Source organism: Bacillus sp. CH_70, from assembly GCF_038007045.1.
Lineage (GTDB): Bacteria > Bacillota > Bacilli > Bacillales > Bacillaceae_G > Bacillus_A > Bacillus_A cereus.
Map to the genome: position 1 here is coordinate 4,304,875 of NZ_JBBOWL010000001.1, position 20,630 is coordinate 4,325,504.

Here is a 20,630-nt window from a genome sequence, read left to right on the forward strand (position 1 = left end):
CGTACTATTTTATATATTTTGATCGCAGTCTTAATATATCTTCGCCCTCGCGAATGCCTGCTGATCCCTTCCTCACATTTTTTACAACAGTCCAATTCGGGTTAGTTTCATCACCGATGTTCTGTACTGTAAAATTGCCATCACCATATTTCCGGTGACCTTCTGCCAATTTCTCCGTTAAATCATTCTCGTTTGATCTCGCCATCTTTGCGCCATCTCCCTTTTTTATACGACCTTCTTAAACCCTCTAACCAATCACAGGTCCAGTCAATTGGAGATTCTCGTTTTCCGCTTCTATTAATTGTAACACACTGCCGGGGATAAGTTCCGACAATCGATGCTCAATCTTACTAGAATGGTAAAAAGTTTTAGAACATTCTAAGTAAAAAATTAGGATAATACGGATATGGATTTGAGTTCCATCATAAGCCTATTGATTCTTTAAATTAAATACTATGAGGAACAGGGCGCATAAACGGCGCTCCTTTTATTTAAGAAAAAGAATTACATACTAACTGCTTAATATCGAAGGAACGGTTACAGATATTAAGAATGAGCTACAATTATAACCCAAACTAGACGCGAAACTTATAAGTAATCACTTCTTGTGAAAATATTATAGGAGAAGCAGGGATGGTATGGTACAAATAAAAGTAACACCTGAACGTCTAGAGCAAGTAGCCAAGACGGTAAAGAACGTACGGTACACCTTACTTAGAACAAATACATAATGGTTTATACAATCAAACAGAACATATTGCCGCAAACTGGGCAGGAGCAACTAGCCAACATTTCTATCAAATGTTTAACGAAGCTAAACCAAAAATGTTCACAGTTTTAACGGAATTCGATAAAATAGCTACCGAATTAGAAAGAGTTGCGGAAAAGTTCCGCACGGCAGATGCTGAGTACGACGGCAATCTAGTTGAAAGTGAGATTATAGCTAATACCCCTTCTTCAGAAAATAACAACACATCACCTGGTGCATCTTCTTCGAAAAAAGATGGTGAAAGTTTAGAGAAAGTTACTAGAGACCTAGTGGGCGAGTTATCGGGAGAATACGATGTACGACGTGTTATAGAAGGTGTTGATCCCGATACTGGCGAAAAACTTTCATGGTGGGAACGCACTGGTGCTGGTGTCATGGTTTTTGCGGGGCTTACGCCTGTTGGTAAGGGAATAAAAGTAGTCAAAGGCGCAAAAAAAGTTTCCAATGCAATAGATGCAGCAGCCACACTAGAAAAACAACGGAAAACTTTAAAAGCTAATAGCTTAGCAGGTAAAGAATACGAAACAAAAATGTTCGAGGTTATAAAACAACAAAAACCTAAATCTGAATTGAATGAACAAATAACCGTACAAACAAAATCGGGCGTACGCACTCGTATAGATATAGGAGGCAAGGACGCAAATGGCAAGATTGACTTAGTAGAGTTAAAATCTTCACCTACTGCACCTCTTACTAAAAATCAGAAAAAAGCCTTCCCTGAAATTGCGGAATCAGGTGCAATAGTTAAAAGTAGGAACAAACCACCATTTGAACATTTAGAAGAGATTCCACCAACGAAAATAAATGTAATAAGAAAAGAAGAATAAGGAGGCTTTTATATGGCATTACATGATACGGATCAAGTCGATTTAGTTTTAATAGATGAGGATAATAAAGATAATGTATACTTAACAATCTTTGATGCTTTAGAGTGGAATAAAAGCGAGGAACTTGACGATGAACACATTTTACTTTTACAAGACAAAATCAATACATATTTAGGATTCATTGAAAGTGATGAAATCTACGAAAAAGTTCCAAGTACAATAGGAAGAACACATTTCATTATACAAGTGTATTCGCAGAATGAACCTAGTTTTTACGGGAAAAAGTTTTATAATATTGTAAGTGAACAATTAGGAGAATCTGGATATGGATTTGAGTTCCATCATAAACCTATTGATTCTTTAAATTAAATAAGAGGAATAGGGCGCATAAATGGCGCTCTTTTCTTAATGTACTTCAATCCATAATAAATAATAATTATCATATATTGCGTTATATTTTACACTTCTTGCACATACATCAATTTGTAGACAAACAAAAAACCTTGTTATCAAAAGATAACAAGGTTTTTTTAGCGTCCCAGGAGAGATTCGAACTCCCGACCGTACGCTTAGAAGGCGTATGCTCTATCCGGCTGAGCTACTGGGACATGGAGCGGGTGAAGAGAATCGAACTCTCGACCAGAGCTTGGAAGGCTCTTGTTTTACCACTAAACTACACCCGCATATTTTATTTTCTTTTCTTCGTTAGCGCCGTTGCCCTATCGACAATATTTATTATATGTATAACCACACATAAAGTCAACACCTTTTTTAAAAGAGGATAAATTTTCTTATCCTCTTTTAAAAACTGCTTGTTCAACTAGTTGTCCGTCTAACGTTTCAAAACGAACTTCCATTTGATTTTCATCCATTTCTAATAAAGCAAATGTCTTTTCTACACGCTGACGTGGTAATAAAATACTGCCTGGATTAATAAATAAAACGCCCTCGATTAATTCCGCACCTAATACGTGAGAATGTCCGAAGCATGCAACTTGCGCTCCCACTTCTTCAGCATGGTACGCTAGCGTTTGTAATGTCATTTTCACATTATGGCGATGTCCATGCACTACTAAGAAGCGAATTCCATCTACATCAGTTACAATTTCGTCTTGAAAGTTAGCATAATCACAGTTTCCTTTTACAACATGGAAACCTTGCAGTTCTTCATGAGCAGGCGTTAGCTCTGAATCACCGCAATGAATCATGATATCTACTTTCCCTTCATATTTCTCTTTCAACTGCTGTAATTCCTTCACAGAGCTATGACTATCGCTTACGATTAAAGCTTTCATCATTCTCTCTCCCTTATTCTCCTAAAAACCATTCCGGGATTTTTTCTTCTAACTTACGAAGAGCACGGCCACGATGGCTAATAGCATTTTTTTCATCTGAACTTAATTCCGCCATTGCTTTTTTGTATTCTTCCACATAAAAAATCGGATCGTATCCAAAGCCATTTTCTCCGCGGCGTTGTTCTAAGATAAATCCTTCACATGTCCCATTTACAATGACAGGATTTTTATCACCTTCAGGGAAAGCAACTGCTAATGCACAATAGAAACGAGCTTTACGCTTTTCAAAGTCAACGCCATTTAATTCTTGTAACACTTTATCGATATTTGCTTGGTCATTTTTCGGTTCACCAGCAAAACGCGCTGAATACACTCCTGGTTTTCCATTTAAAGCATCTACAATAAGACCCGAATCATCCGCAATTACGATAGAATTCAACTGTCTACTCAAACTATCCGCTTTTAAGATCGCATTTTCTTCAAATGTTTCACCAGTTTCTTCGACTTCTTCAATATGAGGAAAATCGTGTAATGATTTCACTTCTAAATCAAATCGCTCAAATAACTCAGCAAACTCACGTACTTTTCCCATATTTTTTGTCGCTACAACAACTTGTTTCATACTTTCCACCTCTACTCTATATGAGATACGATGTCACCTAAAGCTTCTTTTTGTATATCAATCAGTTGGAAAATGCCTTTTTCCGCAGCATCAAGTAGTTCATTTAACTGCGCTCTACTAAACGTCGCTTCTTCTCCAGTTCCTTGCACTTCAACAAATTGGCCTTTTCCAGTCATAATTACGTTCATATCAACGTCTGCTTTAGAATCTTCTGCATAGTTTAAATCTAAAACAACACCTTGCTCTTCAACAATTCCTACTGACGTTGCTGCTAAATAATCTTTTACTGGAATTTTAGATACTTTTTCTGCTTGTAATAATTTCTCGAAAGCTAATACCATCGCTACATATGCACCTGTAATAGACGCTGTTCTCGTTCCACCATCTGCTTGGATAACATCACAGTCAATCCAAACTGTTCTCTCGCCAAGCGCTTCTAAATCAACTACCGCACGTAATGCTCGTCCAATTAGACGTTGAATTTCCATTGTACGTCCTGTTACTTTCCCTTTGCTTGACTCCCTAATTGTACGTTGTTCTGTTGCACGCGGAATCATCGCGTATTCAGCTGTTACCCATCCTTTTCCTTCTCCACGCATAAACGGTGGTACACGCTCTTCAATTGTTGCTGAGCAAATCACCTTTGTATCCCCAACTTCAATTAATACAGATCCCTCTGGATGTTTTAAATAATTCGTGTGAATATGTATATGGCGTAATTCTGTTTTCTCTCTACCATCTACTCGCATAAAAATAACCTCCTCTTAATTACTACTCGTTAGTATAGCCAAATTTAAATGTATGATATGTATACAATAAAAGAAGGAGAACCCAAAAAGCAATTCTCCTTTCTTACTTAAGTATATCAAATTATTCAAGATTAAAAACTACCTGTATTCACGTTTTCTGGACGATCTACAGGTTTTATTAACTTTCCGCCCTTTTCATCTATAAGATTTGCTTTTCCATTCACTTCAATAGAAATATTTTTCACACCTTTCTTTTCTGTTAAAGATAAAACTAACGACTTCAATACGTAATTTGAGATCATATTTTTATCTGGGTTTACAAATATATTTTCATTAAAGTTTAATGTAAGATTTCCGTCTTGTAATTTCGGATTCGTAATAAGCTTAACGCCTGGATTAAAATCATTCAGGAGTGATTGATGAATCGGACCTTTTACAAGTTCATCTATAATTGCTGCATAATCATTTTCTTTTCCTTCCGCAACGCGGCGTGTGACTGGTACGTAGTATTGCTGTTTATTATTATTTTGCGCCATGAAATATAGTGTGACTGGTTTTGTATTCGTTACATCTGCTACTTGTTCATCATCGAAGTTAATACCATTTGCACGGCTCACTCCTTCACCAAGCGGTGTACCAGCAACCGGCATCTTCGCCAATTTCTCACCATTTATTTGGAACTGCACTTGTTTTATCTCTGTAAATTGCGTCAACGTCCACGCTATAGATTCAATGATTTGACGCTCTTCTTCTTTCGCATAGTTTTTCATTTCTTTAGAGAAATCAATAACTGCCGTCCCGTCCTTTTTCAAATCTAAAGTCATCGTTGTATTCGCCGGAATGACTGCACGAAACCCATTCGGTAATAAATTCGTTACCGGTCCATCTTTCACAAGGTATTCTAACGTTTGCTTCACAGTCTCATTTGCTTTCGGAGTAGGTATAGCTAACGTTTGTGGTACAACATAACCATTTTTATCAACAAGGTATAGTTCTCTATTTACCATTTGCCCTTGCTTATCTTTTTTAGCTACTTCTTTCTTCCCACCCTCTGTATACGTAACTTGTTTTGGCGGATCAATTTGTTCAGTTGCTTTCTCCTGATTTATAAAGCCACACCCTGTTAGTAAAACAGCGCTCACAGTAGCACCAACAACCCATTTAAAAGTGGATTTAGGCATGCCATTCCCCCCTAAAATCTAAGTTTGTACTATTATGTATACGAGCCGTTTCACATTTTAGAACAAGCTGTGCCTCTTATAAAGTGAAACTTTAATCAGTGGAGGTTCTAACTGCCCAGCAAATAGCAAGATAAAACAAAAAAACTCCTGATTTCTCAGGAGCTCACTTATATGAATTCTACTATTATTCTTTTTCTAAATGAATATGCTTCACATTTTCAATCGGTTGACCGAACCATTTTGATGCAATTTCTTTAAACAAGCCTATTTTTCCTGTTGTTAAGAAGAGATGATCGCTTTGTTCTTCTCCTTCATTCAACATTTTACTATGATATAAGATTGTACTTACTTCACGTGCTGTTTCATCACCAGAACTAATTAGTTGTACTTTATCTCCCATTACTTTTTTAATAACAGGTCCTAAAATTGGATAGTGTGTACACCCTAATATAAGTGTATCAATATCGGTACTTTTCAGTGGTTGCAGCGTTTCTCTTACAACTTCATACGCCATTTCACTTTCGAAATTCCCACTCTCTACAAGTTCAACGAAAGGTGGACAAGCTAAACTTTCTACCATAACACGGTTATTAATAGACTTTAACGCCTCTTCGTATGCACCACTTTTCACAGTTCCAATCGTTCCAATAATCCCAACATGATACGTGTTTGTCACTTTTAAAGCTGTACGTGATCCTGGGTGAATAACTCCCACTACTGGAATTGGTAATTGTTTTTGCATCTCTTCTAATACAACCGCAGTTGCTGTATTACACGCAATAACTAACATTTTGATATTTAAATCTAGTAAATGCTCCGTCATTTCCCACGTAAATTGACGCACTTCTTCTCGAGAACGCGGACCATAAGGACAACGTGCTGTATCTCCTAAATATATGATACGTTCTTTCGGCAACTGACGAATTAATTCCTTCGCTACTGTTAAACCGCCAACTCCTGAATCGATAACACCGATTGCTCTATTCAACTTCATCACCCGTTTTCTCATTCATCATCTTTTATGTTTATCATTATATTTTACACACTTTAAGTTCGCTCACTTCAAATGCTTCTGTATGAAAATTTTCATTTGCCCATGTATAGACTAGGACCTTTTTTATTTTGCTCCTTTTTTTCATAATTTGCAAGATAGAAAAATAACCGACCTTCTATAAGAAAGTCGGTTTCTTCTATATAAAGTGCATATTCATTGCTCCATCTTTTTTTGAAAAGAAGACATTCCCATTAATAAGACGAAATGAACAGAAATTAAAATGACGATCAAAATAAAATTCAATCGATAACTATTTGTAGATTCCATAATTTTGCTCGCTACAGCTGGCCCGAATGCCATACCGAAAAAGTTAATTAAATTATATAAACCAAGGCCGACTCCAACTTTAGCTGGATTTAATGTTTTCGGAATAAATGTGTTTAATGATACTTGAATTGCCGAATAACTCATAAATGTTAAAATAACCGCAAATAAAATAAAGAGTAAGTTCCCGTCTGGAATAATCCCTAAAATTAAAAAGCCAATGATCATAACTACAGACGCTACATACATCATCCTCACATTCCCAAACGCAGGAATAATCTTTCCGGTAATAAAACTAGATACAATACCAAAGAGAGATGCAACAAACAATACAATTCCAATAACGAACGGAGACAATCCGTGCCCTCTTCCTAACAGTAATGGTAATAATAATAAACTAGCACATAACGCCACATTAATGATAAATCCGACCGCTATTAAACGCAGTAATGGTTTATTTGTAAACAACTCAATATCAATAAACGGCGACTCTGTTCTCTTCATATGAGCCTTGAATAAAAATAGGAAAGCAACAGATAACACAAAAAGCCAACTATTAATATTCACTCCTAATAAAACGGTCGTAATCAATACAAATAATAAAACTGCTCCAATGAAATCAAAGTGGAACACTTCATCGGTATGTTGCACCTCTTCTGGCATAAATTTTACGAGCAAGAAAATACCAACCATTGAAATAACCATAAATAAAAATAAATACGGCCACCCTAACGTATTTGTAATTGCCCCACCAACTAAAGGTCCAATACCAACCGCTAATGCAATAGAAGAACTAATCATTGCTAACGCACCCGGTTTTTTAGCTGGAGCAACTAATTTTGCCACCGCAATCATACTAAGCGCAATAAACGCTGCTCCTCCGCTCGCCTGCACTAACCTTGCGAAAATGATAATCTCATAAGATTGATTCACAAACCCAACAATAGAACCAGCTACAAATATGATAATAGAAATAATTAATAGCCTTTTTACACTGTAACGATCAGCCAGTTTTCCATATATCATCGAACCGATACCGACGACTAAAGAATACCCTACTACAACCCAACTTACTTTCGATTGACTAATTGATAAATCATTGGCAATATCCTCTAACGCTACATTAAATAACACAGCGTTCATCGGTCCTAACAAAACAATAAAACATAATGTAAAAACAAACCATTTCGAATGGTTACTTATATCTTTCCCCATGTGTAACACTCTCCTGATTACAATTTTAAAACTGTCAAACTATTGATAAAAAAATGAAGTCATTTAAATGTTGTATCACCACTAAACAACTTCATTAAATGTATAAATGGTGCTAATTTATCGTGCGATAAATTGAATTCGAAACGAAACACGTATATTGTTCGATATTCATGGAACTATCATAGTTTCAGCATTACAGTTTGTCAACGAAAAAAATACAAAGTAAACTAATTTAGTCTTTTTAGTTTACTTTGTTCAAAAGTTATTATACACTAATTTCGAAGCTGATATAAGGAGGACTGGCATGATTATTCAAATTTGCATTTTTTAACTTAATAAAATGAAACGAATACAGAACTTTTATATAGAAGAGACATTATAGGAGGATTATGATGAAGAAAAAAATGTTAGTTGTATTAACAAGCGTAGAAAAATACCCAAATTTAAATAGGGCTACCGGACTTTGGCTCGGTGAAGCTGTACATTTCGTAAAAAAAGTAGAAGAAGCGGGTTACGAAGTTGATTACGTCAGTCCACAAGGCGGTTATACACCAATTGATCCACATAGTTTAGCAATGGCGGAGAGCATCGATTGGGAATGGTATCAAAAGAAAGAGTTTATGAATCGCCTCGGTTCTACAATGAAACCAAGTGAAGTAAATCCAGAAGACTACGCTGTTATTTATTACGCAGGTGGTCACGGGGTTATTTGGGACTTCCCAGAAAATAAAGAACTTCAAAATATTAGCCGCAATATTTATGAAAACGGCGGTATTGTTTCTTCCGTTTGTCATGGAGCTGCTGGTTTATTTCATATTACATTAAGTAATGGGGATCGTTTAATTAGCGGTAAGAAGGTAACAGGCTTTTCAAATGAAGAAGAAAAATTAGCTGAATTAGATCAATTCGTTCCATTTTTAACAGAAGATGAACTCATTAAAAATGGAGGACTTTACGAAAAAGCTGCACAGCCTTGGGAAGCTTTTGCTCTAGAAGATAATCGTGTTATCACTGGTCAAAACCCAGCTTCAGGTGGTCCAGTAGCCGAATTAGTATTAAAACAGTTGCAAAAATAATATGTACTAAAAAAAGCAGATTTCCCTCTATTAAGGGAGATCTGCTTTTTTACGAAATCATTTGCAAAATAGCAATAACTTCTTTTTCAATTTCAGAATCATCAATTGCTTCTATATACTCTGGTTTAAAAAGTTGATACTTCTTTAATTGATAAAAATCAAGTATCGCTTTCTTTAAAGTAATATCGTACTGAATACAAAAAGAATGATCTATAATACGTCGTAACATCACATCATCTTGTACCATAAATAATTGTGCATTCATTTTATTAAAATAACCTTGTTCCATACCCGCTTCAAAAAACATTTGCAAATTATGATTACGATTTTGTTGTGCAGCGACTAATTGATCTGACAAATGCGGATATGCTTCTTTCAAATCTTGCAAAAAAACATCCGAAATATATGTCACACATTTTAAAGAGTGGATAAACGTCTTTTGGAAACGTTCTGCAAAAGACATGCTTTCATCTTGATTATCCACATCACCTTCGAGTAGATAATTCATGAAATCCTCTACTACCGCCTCAATAATTTCATCTTTCGAAGAAAAACGTTTATATAAAGTAGCTTTACTAATATCCATATATTTCGCAATTTCATCTATTTTCAATTGGCTAAAACTCGTCTTTCTAATAACGGGCTTTATTTTATTAATATAAGTATTTGCACATGCGACTTTTCTCATTTAAAAGAGCCTCCCCTTTTGTCCATACAAAATAGTATAGCAAATTCACGAATGATTATAAATGAAGTTATTATACTTATTACGCCTTTTTAGTTTATTACATTTTCATATACTATACATAAAAAACTATAATCCATTATCACCAACTGGACGGTTACAAACCAATTTTGAGGGGGGAATTTTAGGATAAAGTGAAACTTTAATCAACCCTCACCAATTGGGCTTTTACGGGCTGCTCGGCAAATAGCGGGATAAAAATACCCACTACCTTTGTTAGTAGCGGGTACTTTTTCTATAATTTATTTACAGCCCTTTTTATAGCCTTACCTATTTCCACGCTAGACTGTGGATTTTGTCCTGTAATTAAATGCCCATCTACTACCACATGCGGCGTAAAATTGGGAGCTACATAAAACAAAGCTCCTTCTTCTTTCAACTTACTTTCTAACAAAAACGGAACGCGCTTTTCTAAATGTACAGCTTTTTCTTCATCGTTTGTATAACCTGTTATACGCTTACCGGCAACAAAAAACGAGCTATCCTTATTTTTCACACCGACAAAGGAACTTACTCCGTGACAAACAGCCGCTACAATCCGGTTATCGTTATACATATTCTCAATCAAATTTGCTACATATGGATTACCTGGAAAATCTACAATCGCCCCGTGCCCACCACCAAATAAAACCGCATCATAATCCGAGAAATGAACATTTGAAATCGGCCTCGTATTTTGCAATAAAGAAGCTACATGCTTGAATTCACGAGGTATACCATTCGGAATAGACACTCTATCTATAGGTACTCTCCCGCCTTTTATTGACACAATATCAACATCAAACTTAGCCTTTTTAAATAAATGATAAGGAGCTGCGAGCTCTTCAAGCCACAAACCAGTCGGGTGTCCATTCATATCATGAGCACTTGTTGAAACTAACAGTATCCTTTTCAACTTATCCCCTCCTTATTACCTATTTATATATGGAGTGTTCTTATCATTCATATAGCAAGTGAAGCAAACAAAAAAATAGCCGACTCTTTGTATAAAAGTCGGCTGCTTTCTTATAGTTCGAGCTCTCCCATACGAAGAAGCTCCACAACTGCTTGTGAACGTCCTTTAACCCCTAGCTTTTGCATTGCGTTTGAGATGTGGTTGCGAACTGTTTTTTCACTTATAAAAAGTTCACCTGCAATTTCCTTCGTTGTTTTATCTTGAACCAGTAATTCAAATACTTCTCTTTCTCTCTTTGTGAGTAAAGGTTTAGATTGATACGCTTTTTCCTTCAACTGGTATAACCCTCCTTGCTTAAGCCAGAGCTGTGTATGTGTAAGTTGGGTGTTTATTTAGTCAAGATATTGTATGAACGAAATGTGCAGGTGGTGAATGAAAATGGGCTTTATTTCCTATGTTATTTTAGACTTTTATACAGTGCGTACACTCTTTTTATCCACTTACTTTCCAACGCGCCATATTTGTTCTAGCAATATACTTACAACCGTACCTACAAATAAACCATTACCGAATATATATTGCATAACAGACGGTAAGGATTGGAGTGCTCCAGACGGTAAAAACATAACGCCGCTGCCAAATAATACTGCAACGCCTAAAATCGTTACATTCCTTTCACTCATCGGCACTTGTTTTATATTATTAAATCCAATTCCAATTAACTGTACGAACGAAGCCATTAAAACAGCCGATGCGACAGCAGATGGTAAAGATGCTAAGTAACGAATAATACTTGGAAAAAGAGACATTACGACTAGTAACGCACATGCCATTAAGAACGATCGTATATACTTTTGTTTTGTTAAACGTATAAATCCTGCCGTTGCTGGTAACGGAACGACACCTACAGTTGAAAATACAGAAGAGATGATATGTGAAATCCCCCCAACCCATGTTCCATCTTTCAACTGTTTTTGTTCAATAGTCACTTTATGAATAGTTGCTTGATTAATTGCTATAATAGCTGCCACCGTATTCGAAACTAAAATACATACCATAACGAAACTTGATACAGCCATACCTGTATTCCATTTTGGAAGTCCCCAAGCAAATATATGTGGAAGTTGCACAAAATGAGTTACTTGAGATGGGATTGTCACTTTTCCTGCAATGAGAAAAATAATCCACCCACTAATTAATCCTATTAAAACTGCATAACTTTTGACAAAGCCTTTTCCGAAATTAGATAGTATAATAACGAACAAAAATATACTAAACGCGATCATTGCTGTAAATCCGTCAATTTGAGAAATAGTAGCTGTAATCCCTAACATTCCTTTTAAAAATACACCACTTAATTGTAAACATAATAAAAGTAAAAACGTCCCTGTCACAAGCGGCGTAAATAAAAATAAAATACGTCCTATAAAACCAGTTACTCCTAATCCTATTAAAATAACACCGGAGATTATCATTCCTAATTCTAAAATTTGCAGTGTACTATGTAATTGATCCTGTCCGGCCGTTGCATAAGCAAGCACGGTAAATACACCAACCCAAGATCCAGCCGGCCCATCCGCAATTGGCAGTCTATGCCCAAGCCAGCCTTGTAAAAAAGAAGATATACCAACTACAAAAAACGTACGCTGCATTAAATAAAATATTTCTTCCGTCGTAAGATGAAATAATCCGCCAACGACAATTGGTAGTGCGATTGAATTTGCTAATAAAAATATAAACCATTGCAAAGTTCCCATAATATGATTTTGGTTATGTTGATTGTCCAAAATTTTCATCCCTTCTAGCTTTCCTATAAAAAATATACTGTAAGAATAAAAAAGAAGAGTTCTAGACTTACCATTAGAACCCCCCCTCAAAATATTTAAACGATTCTTCTACACAAGATTATTTAATTCCACCTCATTTAAACTTCCAACAACAATATTTCCTTTATACACGACTAAACGTTTTTCTGTTTGACGCGCTACTGCTTCAGCAGCGCATGTCGCATTTGTCAAAACAAAACTCGCTTCATCCCCTACATTCGGCCATACTCGCTTCCCTTCATTATTTAACGTTTCTTTTCCTCCTGTAATAAAGCGAAGTGCTTTTCCTAAAGACCTTTCGTCACTCCACCCAAAACGCTCTGCTAATCGATTCGCCTTTTGAAGCATATCACCTGTTCCAAACGGTGACCAATGATCTGTAATACTATCATTTCCTAATGAAACCTTAACACCTTTTTTATCTAATAACGGAATTGGGATTACTTGTTTACCAATTGGTACCGTTGAAGTAATATCAATATTTACATTTGCGAGTCTTTCTGCCACTTCTTCAGCCTCTTTATCAGTAACACCACCAAGTCCAAGTGCATGACTAATTGTTACACGACCTTGCCATCCTGCTTCTTCTGTTAAACTTGCCAATCTCTTCATCGTAAATGTTCCAAGATTATTCGCATCATGCAAATGAATATCAACATCCGCATTAAATTCTACTGCGATATCCATAATTGTATGTAATGATTTTTCAATGTCATTATCCACTGTAGCTGGATCTACGCCTCCGACTAGATGAGCACCCATACGCATCGCATCTTTCACGAGTTGCACAGAATTACTGCGCAATAATCCATGTTGCGGAAACGCAACAATTCTACTAGACACTCGATTTTTATATGTTTCTAATGCCGCTAACGTCGCCTCCAAATTACCAAGCCCAATAATTGGATCAACATTACAATGCGTTCTAATATTCGTTGCACCATTTTGCAGTAGTAACTCTAGCATATTTTCCGCTCTATTTTGGGCAGTCGCTAATTGCTTTGGTAAAATTTTTTCTTCTTCATTAAAACGTGTAAAAATACTTTCTGCTGGCATACAAGCTTTCCAAGGACCACTATAATATGTCTTATCAATGTGAATATGCATCTCTTCGAAAGCGGGCAAAATTAATAAACGATTAGCATCAAGAATGAGTACCCCTTCCTCTTGAACAGTCCCTGCTATAATTTTTTTAATTCGTCCCTCTTCAATAAGTAAACTACATAACTCTGTTTCTGTTTTTGAAATTCTCCCCTCTTCATATGTATACCCCGATTCAAGCGTTACATTAGTCAACCAATATACCGTCATCTCTATTTCCCCACCCTTTATTAAAAGTTACCTCTTACTATAATTTTAATATCAACTGAAAATTAAGACAATTAATATGACTGTTCCCTAAAAAAATGTCATACAACCTCATAGTCTCCTCATAGATTTCCATATAGAATGGAAGTATAGAGTTTGCTATAAAAAGGAGTGTATTGGAAGATGTCAAAAAGATTATGTAAATCCGAAACTGATAAAATGCTATTTGGTATATGCGGTGGTTTAGGAGAATATTTTGATATTAGCTCTACTCTCATTCGCATACTTTGGGTCATTGCAGTTTTATGTTTTGGGACGGGGTTTTTAGTTTATTTTATTTGTTTATTACTTATGCCACGCTCTTACTAATAACATTCTTTCATATATTTGAGCATAGTGTATACAAAATCCCCTATAGATTTTTCTATAGGGGATTTTTTCATGAAGAATATTTCATCGTTAAATGTAATACCGCCACTTCTTCTTCTTCATTTTTATAAATATGCTTCTTATTCGCTTCAAATTGAATGGAATCAAACTCATTTAATTCATATACATCATTCTCCACTTGAATAGACACTTTCCCTTTCATTACCGTTACAAGCTCAATCGCACCTTCATGATGAGCTTCTGGTTCATATATACTATTTGATCGTAAACAAGCACGGTGCATTTCCATCCCTGTTTCTTTCGTATAACGGAACATCGTTTCTAAATGCCATGCTTGTCCTACATCTACTGCAAATCCTTCTCCACAGCGCGCAACGGCTACTGGTTCTCCAAAAACCATTAATCTAGATAAAGGAATTGATAACCCTTTCGTTATTTTCCAAATGACAGCTAGCGTCGGATTTGTTTCCCCTCTTTCGATCTTTCCTAGTGTTAATTTACTAACTCCTGTTTTATGAGCTAATTCTTCTAAACTTAATTTCTGTTCATTTCGAATTTGTCTCAATAACTGTCCAACTTGTTGAATGACTTCTTTCGTTTGCATATCTTCATTTTCTTTCATATATAAAACCACCTCTAGGTATAAAATAGTTTACTTTTATTAAATTAAAGTATATCATACTATACATAATTATTTATTTTCGAAAGGAGTGCTATACTTCATGCGCGCAATTTTATTAGGTCTTTTATCATCGGCCTTTTTTTCTGCAACCTTTATTATTAATAGAGCAATGAATGTATCTGGAACGAGCTGGGCTTGGACAGCTTCCTTCCGTTTTTTATTTGCTCTCCCTATTTTATTCCTTATCGTTTTATTTCGCAAAAACTTTAGGGGATTATGGGAAGAGTTAAAAAAACATCCATTGGCGTGGATCGGATGGGGTTCTGTTGCCGGTATTGTTTTTTATTCTTTATTAAGTTTCGCAGCTGTCTTTTCTCCAGCTTGGCTCGTTGCTGGAACTTGGCAAGTTACGATTTTAGCTGGTTTACTACTATCACCACTATTTTTTGTGAAAATAGAAACAAAATCAGGTACGAAACTTGTACGTGGAAAAATTCCACTTCGTAGCTTATATGTTGCTTTATTTATTTTACTTGGTGTAATTTGTATGCAAGCAACTGCCGCAGGCCATATTACAATGACTCAGTTCATTTCAGGTTTTTTACCTGTCGTATTAGCCGCTTTCTTATATCCGTTCGGTAACCGAAAAATGATGGAGCTTGTTGGCGGACGCCTTGATACGTTCCAACGTGTATTAGGAATGGCAATTGGAAGTCTTCCTATAACAATTTTGCTTGGTGTATACGGATTTTCTACTACGGGTATTCCAACATCTAGCCAAATGCTTCAAGGATTTTTGTTAGCATTATGTTCCGGCGTTATTGCAACGATGACATTTTTCTTTGCTACTGACTTAGCAAAAGATAACCTGGCTTTACTTGGAGCTGTTGAAGCAACACAAGCTGGAACGATGGTCTTTACCGTACTTGGAGAAATTGTTTTCTTGAATGGTTCGTTTCCTGGCGGGCTTTCCCTACTTGGAATGATTATTATTATGTTAGGAATGGTTGCAAATAGTATTTTAAACCGATCTATTCCAGCCGTTAAACAGAAAAAATCAGCATAAAAAAAGAGTATGGTTCTATAGAGATGAACCATACTCTTTTTTATTGTCCCCCTATTTTGCCTTATCAGAATAGTATTTCATTGGCTGTTTATACTAAAACGTATGTTATAATACGTTTCATGCGCATTAATAGGAGGTAAATTATGTTAAAAAAAGCAATCGCTGAATTTATTGGTACCTTTGTACTTGTATTATTCGGAACTGGAGTAGCTGTCACTGGCGGCGGAATCGAAGGAATTGGAACATTAGGAATCGCTATGGCTTTCGGCTTATCTATTGTAGCTATGGCATATAGCATCGGAACAATTTCTGGATGTCACATTAACCCAGCAGTATCAGTAGCTATGTTCATCAACAAACGCATGAACGCTATGGAACTTTGTTATTATGTATTAGCTCAAATTTTAGGTGGTTTATTAGGAACTGCAACGTTAGTAACAATTTTAAAATCTGCTAAAACACCTTTAGATAATTTAGGACAAAATGGTTTCGGAACTCTTGGTTTATCTGGAGCATTTTTAGTTGAGTTCATTTTAACTTTCGTATTTATTTTAGTTATCGTCGCTGTAACAGGTAAAAAAGGAAGTTCTTCTTTAGCTGGACTAGTAATTGGTTTCACATTAGTTTTAATCCACTTATTAGGAATTCCGTTAACTGGAACATCTGTTAACCCAGCTCGTAGTATCGCACCAGCTTTATTTGTTGGTGGAGAAGCACTTTCTCAACTATGGGTATTCATCGTAGCACCAATTCTTGGTGGTATCTTCGCAGCTATCGTAGGTAAATTCATTTTAAATACTGAAAAATAGAATTTTCAATATTTCTGAATAAAAAAAAGCGAGCCCTCATTATGAGGAAGCTCGCTTTTTTATTCTTTCATTTTAGACTTTAAATTTGTAACTAATTGATCTACCGTTACATTTGCAAGCACGTTTTCCATCGCTTCTTGCGCTTGCATTAAAATAATTTCTAATACTGATTGAATATTAGCTCCTACTGGACATTCAATGTTGGGATTTTCATGGAAGGAAAATAGCTGTCCTTCTTCTACAACTTCCACTGCTTTATATACATCAAGTAATGTAATTTCTTCTAAATCTCGAGCAAGTGTCGTACCACCTTTACCAGCTTGTACATCAACAAGTCCTGCTCTCTTCAACATTCCTGTAATGCGACGAATCACAACTGGATTTGTATTCACACTACCGGCAATCCATTCAGAGGTACAGCGAGAGTTTCGATCTATCGCAAGTAATGTCAGCATATGAACACCTACTGTAAAACGACTACTAATCCCCATCTGCACACCCTCCTTTTTATTCATTCTATTAAAAGACGACTCTTATTATTATATACTATTTTTAATTTATACATAAAGAAAAAGCATGATTTCAATAGGAAATCATGCTTTTCTCTCATTATTGACGCTTTATAAATTTCGCTAAATCTTTAAATTTCACTTTATCTGAGTAATTCATTACGCCATTTACGTAAATGCGGCTTGTAACAGCATTTAATATCGCAATTGTCGCCAATAAGACTGCTAATGTTATCGTAATTTCTAGCATACCTGCTTCACCAGCTACAATACGTGAGAAGGTAACCATCGGTGTAAAAAATGGAACGTAAGAACTTACAACAACGATAGTACTATTCGGATCACTTAATGATTTAATACTAATGAAGAATGCAGCCATAATTAAAATCATTACCGGGAAAGATACAGCTTGTAAATCCTCCGTCTTAGACACGACAGCTCCAGCAGCAGCATACATCATTGCATAAAGTAAATATCCCGTAATGAAATAAACAAGAAACATGCTTACAACCTTTGCATCTAATTTCGTAAAGTCAATTGGAATACCAAATAGTGAGGCACTTTCTAAATCGACCCAACCTAACAAATATGGAATAAGATAACCACACGCCAATATGACAAGTTGCAATAAAGCCGTTGAAACAACCGCTAAAATTTTCGCATACATCATCGTAAGAGGTTTCACTTTCGGAAGCATTACTTCCATTACACGTGACGCCTTCTCAGATGCAATATTCATTGCGATTGTATTTCCGAACGCTACAATAAACATATATAAAGCAAATGTAAAGAAATAGGCAATTCCGAAAGAAGATGTACGATCTTTTATCGCTTCTTGCTTTACTTGAATTTCTGTTTGTAATTGCTGTGCAATTTCTGGTGAAACATTATTTTTGGCAATTGTCACCATCGTATATTGTTGCTTTAAATATCCTGCCATAATTGCAGAAGTTGCTTGGCTTGGAAATCCATTATACATATATGTAATCGATGGAGCCCCCCCCTTTTCCGTCACATGGAATAGACCATCTAAATCGCCTTCTTCTACTTGCTTATGCAGTTTATCAAAATCATCCTTTGAACCAAGTGTTATTTTTGCTGATGGCAATAGCTTATTTAGCTCATCTTTTTGTACTTTATATGTGGAACTCTCTACTACAACTGCAATTTTATCTTTATCCTTATTTTTATCATCGCCTGAAGTAAAATGATTAAATGCAAAAATCCCAAACACAACTAAAAATAAAATCGCGCTCGTAATTAATGATTTTTTAGATAAAAATGCTTCCCTAAAATAAAATGAAAATACGTGAGAAAATTTACGCATCGTTATTTCGCCCTCTCTACAAAGATTTCATTTAACGTCGGCTCTAACATTTTAAATTGTCGTAAGCTAACACCTTGCTCTTGCAACTGTTGCAAAATCTTGAGAGCTTCCGCATCGTCTTGTACTTTCACATAAAGAAGGCCTTGTTGTTTTTCATACGATACATGTATAGCTTCTAATCCCTTTTCATTCTCTACTGTATCTTCAATCGTTAAATTACGGAAACCGTATTCTTTCTTAATATCACTTAGCTGTCCTTTTACGACTGCTTCACCTTTTTTCAAAATACATACATGTTGGCAAAAAGCCTCTACTTGTTCCATACGATGACTTGATAAAATAATCGTCTTTCCGCTCTGTACTTGTTCTTCAATAATACTAGCTAACATCCCGGCGTTAACTGGATCAAGGCCGCTGAATGGTTCATCTAAAATGAGAAGTTCCGGATTATGAAGAAGAGCAGCAATTAATTGGATTTTTTGCTGATTCCCTTTTGAAAGCTCTCCAGCCGTTTTAAATTTATATTCTGGTATCGCTAAACGCTCTAACCAATGATCAATAGCTTGATCTACTTCTTTCTTCGACATTCCTTCTAATCTACCAAAATATCGCAACTGATCTATTACTCTACTTTTTGTATATAAACCTCTTTCTTCTGGTAAATACCCAATTGTTACGCCACTATCCCCAAATGCTTTTCCATCCCACGTAATCGTACCTTCATTAGGCGTTAATAATCCGAGAAGCATTTTGATTGTTGTTGTTTTCCCTGCACCATTTCGTCCAAGTAATCCTAGTACTTCACCTTTTGGTAACGAAATTTGCAAACCGTTAACTGCTTTTGATTCCCCAAATTGTTTCGTTAAGTTTTGAATTTGTAAACTCAAAGTATAAAGCCTCCCCTTTAGTATCATTCGTACTCTCTTTCAAAGACTATGTTTATTCAAGAAAAAATATAGCACTACACTTCATCCTCTTATATGTAAACACCGTCATTAATCCATCATTTGTTCTATTTAGTTAAAATTGTAAATAACAAAACTCTTTTTGTCAATTATAATTGTCATTACGACAATAAAACTTGTCAAAATAACTATTATTATTTTGCTCATCTTTCTAATATAGGACATACTACTATATATACAAAAGACAATATGCAAATGTTCATATAAAAATATTATATTTTAATATATAATATAAAATGATTTTCTAACATCAAGGAGGGTACATATGAAGATGAAGAGGGGCATTACCACTCTATTATCTGTAGCGGTTCTATCTACATCACTTGTAGCATGTTCAGGAACACCAGAGAAAACAGTGGCGAAAGAAGAGAAAGTAAAATTAACAGAACAGCAATTAATGGCTGATTTATGGTATCAAACAGCTGGCGAAACGAAAGCACTTTACTACCAAGGGTACAATATCGGTCAATTAAAGCTTGATGCAGTTCTTGCAAAAGGGACAGAGAAAAAACCTGCTATCGTACTTGATTTAGACGAAACTGTTTTAGATAACAGTCCTCATCAAGCAATGAGCGTAAAAACAGGCAAAGGCTATCCTTACAAATGGGATGATTGGATTAATAAAGCTGAGGCTGAAGCCCTTCCAGGCGCAATTGATTTCTTAAAATATACAGAGTCTAAAGGTGTAGATATTTACTACGTCTCAAATCGTAAAACGAACCAACTAGATGCAACAATTAAAAATCTTGAGCGTGTAGGTGCTCCTCAAGCAACGAAAGAACATATATTACTACAAGATCCGAAAGAAAAAGGAAAAGAAAAACGCCGTGAACTCGTTTCTCAAACCCATGATATTGTCTTATTCTTCGGTGATAACTTATCTGATTTCACAGGTTTTGATGGAAAATCTGTAAAAGATCGTAACCAAACAGTAGAAGATTCAAAAGCACAATTTGGTGAGAAATTCATTATTTTCCCGAATCCAATGTATGGCGATTGGGAAGGCGCTTTATATGATTATGATTTCAAAAAATCAGATGCAGAAAAAGATAAAATCCGTCGCAACAACTTAAAATCATTTGAAGTAAAATAAAAGAGGATGGCATTCGCCATCCT

The 20,630-nt window shown here is 35.7% G+C and carries 23 protein-coding genes and 2 tRNA genes; 7 read left to right on the plus strand and 18 right to left on the minus strand.

Annotated elements, in window-relative coordinates:
• Positions 1-4 precede the first annotated feature (4 nt).
• Positions 5-205, minus strand: a complete 201-nt coding sequence (locus N2V79_RS21965; RefSeq protein WP_000124460.1) for a hypothetical protein — start codon at positions 203-205, stop codon at positions 5-7.
• Positions 206-756: 551 nt separating this feature from the next.
• Here N2V79_RS21965 and N2V79_RS21970 point away from each other — a divergent pair.
• Positions 757-1,596, plus strand: coding sequence for a pre-toxin TG domain-containing protein (locus N2V79_RS21970; RefSeq protein ID WP_240992995.1), 840 nt, complete (start codon positions 757-759; stop codon positions 1,594-1,596).
• 12 nt (positions 1,597-1,608) lie between these two features.
• Positions 1,609-1,965 (plus strand): DUF6572 domain-containing protein, encoded by a 357-nt coding sequence (locus N2V79_RS21975; RefSeq protein ID WP_001173693.1) that lies wholly within the window; start codon positions 1,609-1,611, stop codon positions 1,963-1,965.
• A gap of 165 nt (positions 1,966-2,130) precedes the next feature.
• On the opposite strand, the gene N2V79_RS21980 is transcribed toward N2V79_RS21975, so the two are convergent.
• The 8 genes from N2V79_RS21980 to N2V79_RS22015 all read right to left on the minus strand — a co-directional run bounded on the left by N2V79_RS21980 (position 2,131) and on the right by N2V79_RS22015 (position 7,976).
• Positions 2,131-2,204, minus strand: a tRNA-Arg gene (locus N2V79_RS21980).
• A 1-nt stretch (position 2,205) separates the two neighbouring features.
• Positions 2,206-2,279 (minus strand) — tRNA-Gly (locus N2V79_RS21985).
• Between the two features lie 108 nt (positions 2,280-2,387).
• Entirely contained in the window at positions 2,388-2,891 is a 504-nt protein-coding gene (locus N2V79_RS21990; protein ID WP_000645488.1) for a metallophosphoesterase, read from the minus strand.
• A 13-nt stretch (positions 2,892-2,904) separates the two neighbouring features.
• A complete protein-coding gene (locus tag N2V79_RS21995) occupies positions 2,905-3,513 on the minus strand; it encodes an XTP/dITP diphosphatase (RefSeq protein ID WP_053563597.1) in 609 nt (202 codons plus the stop codon).
• 11 nt (positions 3,514-3,524) lie between these two features.
• On the minus strand, positions 3,525-4,262 hold the full coding sequence (rph, locus tag N2V79_RS22000) for a ribonuclease PH (protein WP_001261762.1): 738 nt from the start codon (positions 4,260-4,262) through the stop codon (positions 3,525-3,527).
• A 131-nt stretch (positions 4,263-4,393) separates the two neighbouring features.
• Positions 4,394-5,443, minus strand: coding sequence for a spore germination protein GerM (gene gerM, locus N2V79_RS22005; RefSeq protein ID WP_001126743.1), 1,050 nt, complete (start codon positions 5,441-5,443; stop codon positions 4,394-4,396).
• 184 nt (positions 5,444-5,627) lie between these two features.
• A complete protein-coding gene (racE, locus tag N2V79_RS22010; protein WP_000774005.1) occupies positions 5,628-6,437 on the minus strand; it encodes a glutamate racemase in 810 nt (269 codons plus the stop codon).
• Between the two features lie 213 nt (positions 6,438-6,650).
• Entirely contained in the window at positions 6,651-7,976 is a 1,326-nt protein-coding gene (locus N2V79_RS22015; protein WP_078401067.1) for an MFS transporter, read from the minus strand.
• Between the two features lie 392 nt (positions 7,977-8,368).
• On the opposite strand from N2V79_RS22015, the gene N2V79_RS22020 reads away from it, so the two are divergent.
• On the plus strand, positions 8,369-9,052 hold the full coding sequence (locus N2V79_RS22020) for a type 1 glutamine amidotransferase domain-containing protein (RefSeq protein ID WP_000728514.1): 684 nt from the start codon (positions 8,369-8,371) through the stop codon (positions 9,050-9,052).
• Positions 9,053-9,101: 49 nt separating this feature from the next.
• On the opposite strand, the gene N2V79_RS22025 is transcribed toward N2V79_RS22020, so the two are convergent.
• The 5 genes from N2V79_RS22025 to N2V79_RS22045 form a co-directional block, all read right to left on the minus strand.
• The gene (locus N2V79_RS22025) at positions 9,102-9,740 is read right to left on the minus strand and encodes a TetR/AcrR family transcriptional regulator (RefSeq protein WP_001233034.1); all 639 of its coding nucleotides are present in this window, start codon (positions 9,738-9,740) and stop codon (positions 9,102-9,104) included.
• A gap of 292 nt (positions 9,741-10,032) precedes the next feature.
• On the minus strand, positions 10,033-10,653 hold the full coding sequence (locus N2V79_RS22030) for a type 1 glutamine amidotransferase domain-containing protein (RefSeq protein ID WP_044784586.1): 621 nt from the start codon (positions 10,651-10,653) through the stop codon (positions 10,033-10,035).
• Between the two features lie 149 nt (positions 10,654-10,802).
• The gene (gene gerE, locus N2V79_RS22035; RefSeq protein ID WP_000659484.1) at positions 10,803-11,027 is read right to left on the minus strand and encodes a spore germination transcription factor GerE; all 225 of its coding nucleotides are present in this window, start codon (positions 11,025-11,027) and stop codon (positions 10,803-10,805) included.
• A gap of 165 nt (positions 11,028-11,192) precedes the next feature.
• On the minus strand, positions 11,193-12,488 hold the full coding sequence (locus N2V79_RS22040) for a purine/pyrimidine permease (protein ID WP_340720215.1): 1,296 nt from the start codon (positions 12,486-12,488) through the stop codon (positions 11,193-11,195).
• 99 nt (positions 12,489-12,587) lie between these two features.
• Complete coding sequence (locus N2V79_RS22045) at positions 12,588-13,829, minus strand: amidohydrolase family protein (protein ID WP_000219588.1); 1,242 nt, start codon at positions 13,827-13,829, stop codon at positions 12,588-12,590.
• A gap of 180 nt (positions 13,830-14,009) precedes the next feature.
• Here N2V79_RS22045 and N2V79_RS22050 point away from each other — a divergent pair, with 180 nt between their 5' ends.
• On the plus strand, positions 14,010-14,195 hold the full coding sequence (locus N2V79_RS22050) for a PspC domain-containing protein (protein ID WP_000044337.1): 186 nt from the start codon (positions 14,010-14,012) through the stop codon (positions 14,193-14,195).
• Between the two features lie 70 nt (positions 14,196-14,265).
• On the opposite strand, the gene N2V79_RS22055 is transcribed toward N2V79_RS22050, so the two are convergent.
• Complete coding sequence (locus N2V79_RS22055; RefSeq protein WP_000661921.1) at positions 14,266-14,838, minus strand: helix-turn-helix domain-containing protein; 573 nt, start codon at positions 14,836-14,838, stop codon at positions 14,266-14,268.
• Between the two features lie 100 nt (positions 14,839-14,938).
• Here N2V79_RS22055 and N2V79_RS22060 point away from each other — a divergent pair, with 100 nt between their 5' ends.
• Entirely contained in the window at positions 14,939-15,904 is a 966-nt protein-coding gene (locus tag N2V79_RS22060) for a DMT family transporter (protein WP_053563593.1), read from the plus strand.
• A 143-nt stretch (positions 15,905-16,047) separates the two neighbouring features.
• Complete coding sequence (locus tag N2V79_RS22065; RefSeq protein WP_000913213.1) at positions 16,048-16,713, plus strand: aquaporin; 666 nt, start codon at positions 16,048-16,050, stop codon at positions 16,711-16,713.
• Between the two features lie 59 nt (positions 16,714-16,772).
• Here N2V79_RS22065 and N2V79_RS22070 read toward each other — a convergent pair whose 3' ends face one another.
• The 3 genes from N2V79_RS22070 to N2V79_RS22080 form a co-directional block, all read right to left on the minus strand.
• Positions 16,773-17,204: an Rrf2 family transcriptional regulator gene (locus tag N2V79_RS22070; RefSeq protein WP_000512998.1), complete on the minus strand. Its 432-nt coding sequence runs from the start codon at positions 17,202-17,204 to the stop codon at positions 16,773-16,775.
• Between the two features lie 118 nt (positions 17,205-17,322).
• Positions 17,323-18,549, minus strand: a complete 1,227-nt coding sequence (locus N2V79_RS22075; RefSeq protein ID WP_001224987.1) for an ABC transporter permease — start codon at positions 18,547-18,549, stop codon at positions 17,323-17,325.
• 2 nt (positions 18,550-18,551) lie between these two features.
• Positions 18,552-19,436 (minus strand): ABC transporter ATP-binding protein, encoded by an 885-nt coding sequence (locus N2V79_RS22080; RefSeq protein WP_000058130.1) that lies wholly within the window; start codon positions 19,434-19,436, stop codon positions 18,552-18,554.
• Positions 19,437-19,779: 343 nt separating this feature from the next.
• Here N2V79_RS22080 and N2V79_RS22085 point away from each other — a divergent pair, with 343 nt between their 5' ends.
• Positions 19,780-20,607: a 5'-nucleotidase, lipoprotein e(P4) family gene (locus tag N2V79_RS22085; protein WP_265937882.1), complete on the plus strand. Its 828-nt coding sequence runs from the start codon at positions 19,780-19,782 to the stop codon at positions 20,605-20,607.
• The last annotated feature ends 23 nt before the right edge of the window (positions 20,608-20,630 follow it).

Bases quoted from the DNA above. Each gene is read 5' to 3' on its own strand.
- N2V79_RS21965 (WP_000124460.1), bottom strand. From the start codon at position 205: ATGGCGAGATCAAACGAGAATGATTTAACGGAGAAATTGGCAGAAGGT.
- N2V79_RS21975 (WP_001173693.1), top strand. From the start codon at position 1,609: ATGGCATTACATGATACGGATCAAGTCGATTTAGTTTTAATAGATGAG.
- N2V79_RS21990 (WP_000645488.1), bottom strand. From the start codon at position 2,891: ATGAAAGCTTTAATCGTAAGCGATAGTCATAGCTCTGTGAAGGAATTA.
- N2V79_RS21995 (WP_053563597.1), bottom strand. From the start codon at position 3,513: ATGAAACAAGTTGTTGTAGCGACAAAAAATATGGGAAAAGTACGTGAG.
- rph (WP_001261762.1), bottom strand. From the start codon at position 4,262: ATGCGAGTAGATGGTAGAGAGAAAACAGAATTACGCCATATACATATT.
- gerM (WP_001126743.1), bottom strand. From the start codon at position 5,443: ATGCCTAAATCCACTTTTAAATGGGTTGTTGGTGCTACTGTGAGCGCT.
- racE (WP_000774005.1), bottom strand. From the start codon at position 6,437: ATGAAGTTGAATAGAGCAATCGGTGTTATCGATTCAGGAGTTGGCGGT.
- N2V79_RS22015 (WP_078401067.1), bottom strand. From the start codon at position 7,976: ATGGGGAAAGATATAAGTAACCATTCGAAATGGTTTGTTTTTACATTA.
- N2V79_RS22020 (WP_000728514.1), top strand. From the start codon at position 8,369: ATGAAGAAAAAAATGTTAGTTGTATTAACAAGCGTAGAAAAATACCCA.
- N2V79_RS22025 (WP_001233034.1), bottom strand. From the start codon at position 9,740: ATGAGAAAAGTCGCATGTGCAAATACTTATATTAATAAAATAAAGCCC.
- N2V79_RS22030 (WP_044784586.1), bottom strand. From the start codon at position 10,653: ATGAATGGACACCCGACTGGTTTGTGGCTTGAAGAGCTCGCAGCTCCT.
- N2V79_RS22040 (WP_340720215.1), bottom strand. From the start codon at position 12,488: ATGAAAATTTTGGACAATCAACATAACCAAAATCATATTATGGGAACT.
- N2V79_RS22045 (WP_000219588.1), bottom strand. From the start codon at position 13,829: ATGACGGTATATTGGTTGACTAATGTAACGCTTGAATCGGGGTATACA.
- N2V79_RS22050 (WP_000044337.1), top strand. From the start codon at position 14,010: ATGTCAAAAAGATTATGTAAATCCGAAACTGATAAAATGCTATTTGGT.
- N2V79_RS22055 (WP_000661921.1), bottom strand. From the start codon at position 14,838: ATGAAAGAAAATGAAGATATGCAAACGAAAGAAGTCATTCAACAAGTT.
- N2V79_RS22060 (WP_053563593.1), top strand. From the start codon at position 14,939: ATGCGCGCAATTTTATTAGGTCTTTTATCATCGGCCTTTTTTTCTGCA.
- N2V79_RS22065 (WP_000913213.1), top strand. From the start codon at position 16,048: ATGTTAAAAAAAGCAATCGCTGAATTTATTGGTACCTTTGTACTTGTA.
- N2V79_RS22070 (WP_000512998.1), bottom strand. From the start codon at position 17,204: ATGGGGATTAGTAGTCGTTTTACAGTAGGTGTTCATATGCTGACATTA.
- N2V79_RS22075 (WP_001224987.1), bottom strand. From the start codon at position 18,549: ATGCGTAAATTTTCTCACGTATTTTCATTTTATTTTAGGGAAGCATTT.
- N2V79_RS22085 (WP_265937882.1), top strand. From the start codon at position 19,780: ATGAAGATGAAGAGGGGCATTACCACTCTATTATCTGTAGCGGTTCTA.